This window comes from Nocardioides sp., from assembly GCF_030655615.1.
Classification (GTDB): Bacteria; Actinomycetota; Actinomycetes; order Propionibacteriales; family Nocardioidaceae; genus Nocardioides.
This window is the reverse complement of sequence record NZ_JAURVJ010000207.1, coordinates 1-7,121: the sequence shown is the minus strand read 5'-3', so window position 1 is coordinate 7,121 and position 7,121 is coordinate 1. Positions and strand designations below refer to the sequence as shown.

Sequence of the window (7,121 nt, the reverse complement as noted above, 5' to 3'; positions counted from 1 at the left end):
ACGGGACGTGTGTGTTCCCGGGCTGCCACCGCCGTCACGTCGACCTCGACCACATCGTCCCGTTCGACGCAGGCGGCCCCACGAGCGTCGAGAACCTCACGATGCTGTGCCGCCGGCACCACCGCGCCAAGACCCACGGCCAGTGGTCCTACCGAGTCCTCGAGCCCGGGTTGTACGAGTGGACCAGCCCCACCGGGCTCGTTTATCTCGTCGACCGCAGGCGTCGACGACCCTGAACGCCCCGACGACCCCGCTCCCACCAGGCAGCGGGGCCATCGGCACGCCCAGACCGCGACCTACACGGTGATCGAGCCGACGGGCCGGCTACGGCCCGGCGTGTCGAGATCCCCGCCACCGACCCACCCGACCCGACCCGTCGCAGCGACAACCCGGTTGCTGCCCGCACGAGGCGCTGCGAGGTTGGAGGGATGGACCAGGACGCGCTGACGCCCCCGCCCGGCATGTGGGCCCACCCCGACGCGGACCCCCGCAACGCCGGCGAGCAGGTGCTGCGCGGGGAGCGGCCGGTGGTGCTCGACTACCTGCGTGCCTACCGGCTGACCTTCGAGATGAAGCTCGAGGGCCTCGACGCCGAGCAGCTGGCGCGGCGGTCGGTGCCGCCGTCGACGATGTCGCTGCTCGGGCTGCTCCGACACCTGGCCAAGGTCGAGCACTCGTGGGCCCGCCGGGTGGTCGAGGGCCAGGCCGACCTCCCCCGCCTCTACCGCACCGAGGCCGAGCCCGACCTCGACTTCGACGGCGCGGTGGGCGACCCGGCCGTGGTGGAGGAGGCCTGGACGTCGTGGCGACGCGAGGTCGCCCACGCGCAGTCGGTCTACGCCGACCTCGACTTCGACACCCTGTGCCCCCACCCCGACGGCGAGATCGAGGCGAGGGACGTCGTCGTCCACCTGGTCGAGGAGTACGCGCGGCACTGCGGCCACGCCGACCTGCTGCGAGAGTGCATCGACGGCCGCACCGGCCAGTAGTCGGGCCAGTAGAGGGGTCAGCGAGCCGTCACGCGGACCGTGATCTTCTTCCGGTAGTCCTTCGACCGGGCGATCAGCGTGATCGACCCGTTGCCGCGACCGGTGACCTTGACGAAGATCGCACCGCGCCGGACCTGACCGGGCTTGATCTTGCCGACGCGCGGGTTGTAGCGCACCGCCACGCCGCGCGACCGGACCGTGAGGCGCACCTTGGTGGCGGTGGCGACGGTGTAGCGGCTGTTGACGATGCGCACCGGGACCCGCGTGAAGGACCGGTTGTTGATGCGCTTGCCGGTGATCTTGAAGCCGAGGATCGGCTTCTGGCGGCGCTCGATCAGCACGGAGTCGGTGACCGCGTCGTAGACGGTGGCGCCGTCGGGGCTCAGCATGATCGCGAATCCGCAGTTGTACTTGCCGCGCTTGGCGCCGGCCAGCTTGGCGGCGTACCGGATCCGCGTGCCCGAGTAGTTGTCGGGGTCGGTGCCGTAGGAGTGGCGGTCGGCGTCGGTCGAGCCGGGGCCGGTCACGCAGGTCGGGGTGCCGCTGACGTTGCGGATCACGCCGAAGCCGACGCGCAGCCGGGAGTCGGTCGCCTCGGTGGGCGTGCCCTGCAGGGTGACGTCGACGTAGATCTCGCCGTAGAGCCGGTCCTGGACCATCGTCGCCCGGACGAAGCGCTGCGAGAGGTCGCCGCTCGGCGTGACCGGGTGGTAGGTCGCCGAGCCGACGCGCTGGCGCACCGGCCACTTCTTGGACACGGGCCGGGCGCTGGTGCCCTGCTGGCCGCGGCGCTCGGCCGAGACGCCGTCGACGGCCAGGTCGGGGACCTGCGTGTCGAGCGCGGGGTAGGCCGCGGGTGCGTCGGTGCCGCGGGCCTGCGACGCGGGGGCCCGGGAGGCGGCGTCGGGGACGTCGACGGTCGAGTCGGCGAAGGCGGCGACGGGGGCGGTGGTCCACGCGACGGCGATGGCGGTGGAGAGGGCCAGGAGGCGGAGGGGGCGAGACATGCGCACTCCCTCCCCCTGCGGGCGGCCTCCGAAACCGGCGCCGGAGTCCCTAGAGTGGGTCGACGTGAGCGACCCGACCACCGCCCAGCCCGGACCCGCCAATGGCCACGGCCTCGTCACGCTCGACCCCGACGGCGCCGTGCTCGACGCCTGGTTCCCCGATCCGCGTCTCGGCGACGACGCCGGCGCCGTGCCGGAGGGGCTCGAGGCGCTCGCCGTCGCGGACGACGTACGGCGGGTGACGCGCGAGGTCCGCCTCGTCGAGGTCGCCGACCTCGCGGCGCCGCCGGCGACCACCGAGGACGTCTGGCTCCGGCTCCACCTGCTCTCGCACCGGCTCGTCCGCCCGCACGGCTGCTCGCTCGAGGGGGCGTTCGGCCTGCTCACCAACGTCGTGTGGACGTCGGCCGGGCCGTGCGCGGTCGCCGGCTTCGAGCTGACCCGGGCGCGGCTCAAGGCCGGCGGCGACCAGGTCACGGTGTTCGGCGTCGACAAGTTCCCGCGGATGGTCGACTACGTGCTCCCGACCGGGGTGCGGATCGCCGACGCCGGCCGGGTCCGCCTCGGCGCCCACCTCGCCGAGGGCACCACCGTCATGCACGAGGGCTTCGTCAACTTCAACGCCGGCACGCTGGGCGCCTCGATGGTCGAGGGCCGGATCTCGGCCGGCGTCGTCGTCGGCGACGGCTCCGACGTCGGCGGCGGCGCCTCGATCATGGGCACCCTCTCCGGCGGCGGCACCCAAGTGATCTCGGTCGGTCGGCGCTGCCTCATCGGCGCCAACGCCGGCATCGGCATCTCGCTCGGCGACGACTGCGTGGTCGAGGCCGGCTGCTACGTCACCGCCGGCACCAAGGTGACCATCCGCGACCGCGACGACAAGCCGACGGTCATCAAGGCGGTCAGCCTCTCCGGCCACGACAACGTGCTGTTCCGCCGCAACTCGGTCACCGGCAAGATCGAGGCCTCCCCGTGGAAGGGCTCCGGCGTCGCACTCAACGAGGCGCTGCACGCCAACTGAGCCTCTTCCCAGCGGGCGCACGACCACGCCCCCGGCACACTCGCTGCATGCGGAAGGGCGTGGGACCGGCACTCGTCGCGGTGGCGGCGCTGCTGGTCGTCGGCGGCGTGGCGGTCGGGCTGCTGCGCGACGTCGACGTGCCGTTCCTCGGCACCGACGAGAGCTGCACCGCGACGGTCGGAGCCCGTGCGGTCACGGTCAGCGTCGAGCAGGCCGAGAACGCCGCGCTCATCGCCGCGGTCGCCGAGCGTCGCGACCTGCCCCCGCGGGCGGTGTCGATCGCCCTCGCCACGGCCTACCAGGAGTCCGACCTCGTCAACATCGACTACGGCGACCGTGACTCGCTCGGGCTCTTCCAGCAGCGCCCGTCGCAGGGCTGGGGCAGCGAGGAGGAGCTCCTCGACCCCACCTACGCCGCCAACGCGTTCTACGACGCGCTCGTCGAGGTCGACGGCTACCAGGGCCTCGAGATCACCGTCGCGGCGCAGACGGTGCAGCGCTCCGGCTTCCCCGACGCCTACGCCGACCACGAGGCCGACGCGCGGGTGCTCGCCTCGGCGCTCACCGGCGAGTCCGGAGCGGCCTTCGCCTGCGACCTCGACGCCGACGTCGAGGAGTCCAGCGCCGCGTTGGTCCGCAGTGGCCTGACCGCCCGCGCCGACGACGTACGCCGGGAGGTCCGGTCGACGTTCGGCCGGCTGCCGCTCGGCGGGTTCGCACCGGGCGGCGTCAGCACCGGGCACATGGAGGGATCGGCACACTACGAGGGCCGCGCCGTCGACGTGTTCTTCCGCCCGATCAGCGAGGCCAACCGCGACCGCGGCTGGGCGGTGGCGCACTACCTCGTCGCCAACGCACAGCGGCTCGCCATCCGCACGGTCATCTTCGACGACCGGATCTGGGTGGCGGGTCGCGACGACTCCTGGCGCGACTACGACCCGCCGTCTCGCTCCGGCGACGTCGCGATCCTCGAGCACCGCGACCACGTGCACGTCGACGTCTTCGCCTGACGGGAGCCTCAACGGGCCGACTCGAGGCCCGAGACACCCTCCCGCACGAGGACCGGGCCGTCCCCGGCCAGGGCGGCGTCGAGGTCGGGGCAGGGTTGCCAGCGCGGCTCGGGACGTCGTACGGCGTCCGCACCGGCGGTCACCCCCGCCAGGCGGTCGGCGAGCGCGGCGCGGTCGTCAAGGTCGCGGCGGTAGTCCTGGAGCGTCGCGACGAGGTCGTCGACGACCGGGCCGAGGGCGGCGGCGTTGTCGGCGAGCATGTTGCGGGTGCGCAGCGGGTCGCGGCCCGCGACGCGGGTACCGTCACGGAAGGAGCCGGCCGCGAGGTGGGCGGCGGCCGGGTCGGCGGCGCGCTCGACGACCTCGAGCAGCGCGTTGGCGAGCACGTGGGGCGCGTGGCTGACGAGCGCGACGGCTCGGTCGTGGGCGTCGGCGTCGAGCACGACCGCGGTGGCGGCGAAGGTGTCGACGACCCAGCGCACGACGTCGGCGACCGGACCCGGGCCGCGGGTGACCGCCCACGAGACGTCGACCAGCAGGCCGGGGTCGGCGTGGTCGAAGCCGGAGAGCTCGGTGCCCGCCATCGGGTGGGCGCCGACCCAGCGCGACTCGAGACCGTGGTCGCGGCACGCGTCGCGGACCGTGCCCTTGACGCTCCCGACGTCGACGAGCACCGCGTCGGGCGCCGCGGCCGCGACGCCCGGCAGGGTCGCGACGATGACGTCGAGCGGGGCGGCGAGGACGACGAGGTCACGATCGGCGGGCACCGTCTCGGCGACCGCGAGGCCCGCCGCCGCCGCTGCCTCCCGGGTCCCGGGGTCGGGGTCGACGACGACCACGTAGGCACCTAGTCCGACGAGCCGGCGGGCGATCGATCCGCCGATGAGTCCCGCTCCGACGACGGCGACCCGGGTGAAGACCGGAGCGGTGCTCACGGCTTGGCCGCGAGCTCGTGGAGCGGCGAGATCCGGCCGAGCGCCCGGGCGGTCGCGCCCAGCGCGGCCCACTCGGCGCTCATCGCCTCGAAGTCGTCGGCGGTGAACGAGCCCGACAGGAACAGCAGGAACACGAAGATCCCCGGCGTCGCGGGGACCGGCCGGGTGACCAGGTTGGTCATGTTGACGCCCCGCTCCTCGAGCACGCCGAGCAGGCGCCGCAGGATGCCGGGCACGTTGGTGTCGGGGAAGAGGCTGACCAGCAGCCCGTCGTCGCCGTCGGCCCGCACCGGGAGCCGGCTCGCCGAGACCAGGGCGAACTGGGTGAAGGCCGCCGAATTGTCCTCGACCCCCTCGGCCACGGTGTGCAGGTCGTAGAGCTGGCCGCAGATGCGTGCGCCGATGCCGATCTCCCCCGGCCCGAGGTCGCGGCAGGCCGCCGCGGTCGACGACGCCTCGCGCGTCGTGAGGCCCTGCTCCTCGATCCAGCGCCGGCACTGGGCGAGGCCGTGCGGGTGGCTCACCACGACGTGGGGCGGGACCGACGGGTCGCGGCTGTAGGCGTCGAACGAGATCGGCAGCACCACGCTGTCGACGATCGAGAGTCCCGGGCGGGCGAGGAGCCCGTCGAGCGTGGGCACGACGACGCCGTTGACCGAGTTGTCGATGGGGAGGACGGCGTACGACGCCTGGCCCGACTCGACGGCACCGAGCGCCTCCGCGGCGTCGGCCACGGGCACGGCCTCGGCGTCGGGCCGCAACGCGACGACCGCCTGGTGGGTGAAGGTGCCTGAGGGACCGAGGTAGGTGACGTTCATGGACCGGTCAGCGGTCCAGCGCGAACGCCGCCAGCACCCGGCTGCTGAACCCGACCTCGGTGAGGGCGACCTGCAGGTCGTCGACGCGGCCGGCGTCGGAGCGGAAGCCGACGTGGAAGTCGTGGAGGCCCGGCCCGTGCGGGTCGCTGTGCAGGAAGTCGAGGTCGATGCCGAGGTCGGCGAAGCGCTGCAGGGCGACCATGAGGGTCCCGGCCGACTCGCGCTGGGGCGTCATCGACACCCAGGCCGCGTCGACGGGCGCGCCCGCGGCGCCGCGGGCGAGGAGTCCGTAGGACAGGGCCGGCTGCTGCTCGAGGAAGCCGACGATGAGGACGTCGTCGCCGCGCAGCTCGTCGACGTCGACTACCGCCGAGCCGGCCTCCTGCCCGGCGGCGAGCAGATCCTCGGTGGTGGTGTCGTCGGGCACGACCCGGAAGGCGACCCCGGCGCGGCCCATGGCCCCGACGACGTCGGAGTAGGCCTGCTGGCGCAGGGCCACCGCCTGGGCGTCGCCGGCGCCGCCGCCGAGCCGGGTCCAGCGCCACGGCGACGGGACGGTCGCGACGCGGGCGAGCCGGATCTCGGGGTCGAGGCCGTTGAGGGCGCTCAGCAGCCGCAGCGGCGGCGAGGTCGGGTCGCCGATGCGGACCAGGCCCTCGACGTCGTGGGCGACGTCGAGGGTCGCCATCAGCTCGTCGTAGCCCTGGAGCCCGACCAGGAAGTCGCTGCCGCTCCAGCCGAGCGCGGCCTGGGCACGGGCGACCAGGGTGGGCGGGTCGGTGCTGGGGTGGGCCAGCGAGCGGGTGAGGGGAAGGAGGCTCATGCGGTGATCCTGCCAGCGGCGGTCGCGACGTCGTCGTCGGTGGCGGTGATGGCCAGCCGGACGTGCCGGTCGCCGGTCGGTCCGTAGGAGCGGCCGTCGACGCTGACGACGCCCCGGTCGGCCAGCCAGCCGGTGGTCTCGTCGCTCGGCTCGTCGCGGGTCGCCCACAGGTAGAGGCCGGCCTCGCTGTGGTCGACCCGGAACCCGTGGTCGGTCAGCGCGGCCCGCAGCACGTGGCGGCGCGCGCCGTAGCGAGCCCGCTGCTCGGCGACGTGGATCTCGTCACCCAGGGCCGCGATCGCTGCGGCCTGCTGGGGGCCGGGCAGGATCAGGCCGAGGTCGCGTCGTCGGGCAGTGAGACGTCCGACGAGCGCGGCGTCGCCGGCCACGAACCCGGTGCGGTAGCCCGCGAGGTTGGAGCGCTTGCTGAGCGAGTGGACCGCGAGCAGGCCGTCCGTCGATCCGGAGTTGAGGGCGGCGTGCAGCACGGGGGCCGCCTCCACCTCCCAGCCGAGGTC

At 74.0% G+C, this 7,121-nt stretch carries 9 protein-coding genes; 4 read left to right on the top strand and 5 right to left on the bottom strand.

The features are described from left to right. On the top strand, positions 1–236 hold a 236-nt coding region (locus Q7T52_RS17840; protein ID WP_304804849.1), incomplete at its 5' end, for an HNH endonuclease signature motif containing protein. Between the two features lie 192 nt (positions 237–428). Then, positions 429–989: a DinB family protein gene (locus Q7T52_RS17835; RefSeq protein WP_304804847.1), complete on the top strand. Its 561-nt coding sequence runs from the start codon at positions 429–431 to the stop codon at positions 987–989. Between the two features lie 17 nt (positions 990–1,006). On the opposite strand, the gene Q7T52_RS17830 is transcribed toward Q7T52_RS17835, so the two are convergent. Next, a complete protein-coding gene (locus Q7T52_RS17830) occupies positions 1,007–1,996 on the bottom strand; it encodes a hypothetical protein (protein ID WP_304804845.1) in 990 nt (329 codons plus the stop codon). A gap of 64 nt (positions 1,997–2,060) precedes the next feature. Here Q7T52_RS17830 and dapD point away from each other — a divergent pair, with 64 nt between their 5' ends. After that, on the top strand, positions 2,061–3,017 hold the full coding sequence (gene dapD, locus Q7T52_RS17825) for a 2,3,4,5-tetrahydropyridine-2,6-dicarboxylate N-succinyltransferase (protein WP_304804843.1): 957 nt from the start codon (positions 2,061–2,063) through the stop codon (positions 3,015–3,017). Positions 3,018–3,064: 47 nt separating this feature from the next. Further along, positions 3,065–4,027: a hypothetical protein gene (locus Q7T52_RS17820; RefSeq protein WP_304804841.1), complete on the top strand. Its 963-nt coding sequence runs from the start codon at positions 3,065–3,067 to the stop codon at positions 4,025–4,027. A gap of 8 nt (positions 4,028–4,035) precedes the next feature. Here Q7T52_RS17820 and Q7T52_RS17815 read toward each other — a convergent pair whose 3' ends face one another. The 4 genes from Q7T52_RS17815 to Q7T52_RS17800 all read right to left on the bottom strand — a co-directional run. Beyond that, the gene (locus Q7T52_RS17815; protein ID WP_304804839.1) at positions 4,036–4,962 is read right to left on the bottom strand and encodes a prephenate dehydrogenase/arogenate dehydrogenase family protein; all 927 of its coding nucleotides are present in this window, start codon (positions 4,960–4,962) and stop codon (positions 4,036–4,038) included. Then, positions 4,959–5,780 (bottom strand): prephenate dehydratase domain-containing protein, encoded by an 822-nt coding sequence (locus Q7T52_RS17810; RefSeq protein ID WP_304804838.1) that lies wholly within the window; start codon positions 5,778–5,780, stop codon positions 4,959–4,961. Before Q7T52_RS17810 ends, Q7T52_RS17815 begins: the two co-directional genes overlap by 4 nt. Positions 5,781–5,787: 7 nt before the next feature. Continuing rightward, entirely contained in the window at positions 5,788–6,603 is an 816-nt protein-coding gene (locus Q7T52_RS17805) for a hypothetical protein (RefSeq protein WP_304804837.1), read from the bottom strand. Beyond that, a partial coding sequence (locus Q7T52_RS17800) for an aminotransferase class I/II-fold pyridoxal phosphate-dependent enzyme (RefSeq protein ID WP_304804835.1) occupies positions 6,600–7,121 on the bottom strand: 522 nt, incomplete at its 5' end. The genes Q7T52_RS17805 and Q7T52_RS17800, both read right to left, overlap by 4 nt.

Bases quoted from the DNA above. Each gene is read 5' to 3' on its own strand.
- Q7T52_RS17820 (WP_304804841.1), top strand. From the start codon at position 3,065: ATGCGGAAGGGCGTGGGACCGGCACTCGTCGCGGTGGCGGCGCTGCTG.
- Q7T52_RS17830 (WP_304804845.1), bottom strand. From the start codon at position 1,996: ATGTCTCGCCCCCTCCGCCTCCTGGCCCTCTCCACCGCCATCGCCGTC.
- Q7T52_RS17810 (WP_304804838.1), bottom strand. From the start codon at position 5,780: ATGAACGTCACCTACCTCGGTCCCTCAGGCACCTTCACCCACCAGGCG.
- Q7T52_RS17835 (WP_304804847.1), top strand. From the start codon at position 429: ATGGACCAGGACGCGCTGACGCCCCCGCCCGGCATGTGGGCCCACCCC.
- Q7T52_RS17805 (WP_304804837.1), bottom strand. From the start codon at position 6,603: ATGAGCCTCCTTCCCCTCACCCGCTCGCTGGCCCACCCCAGCACCGAC.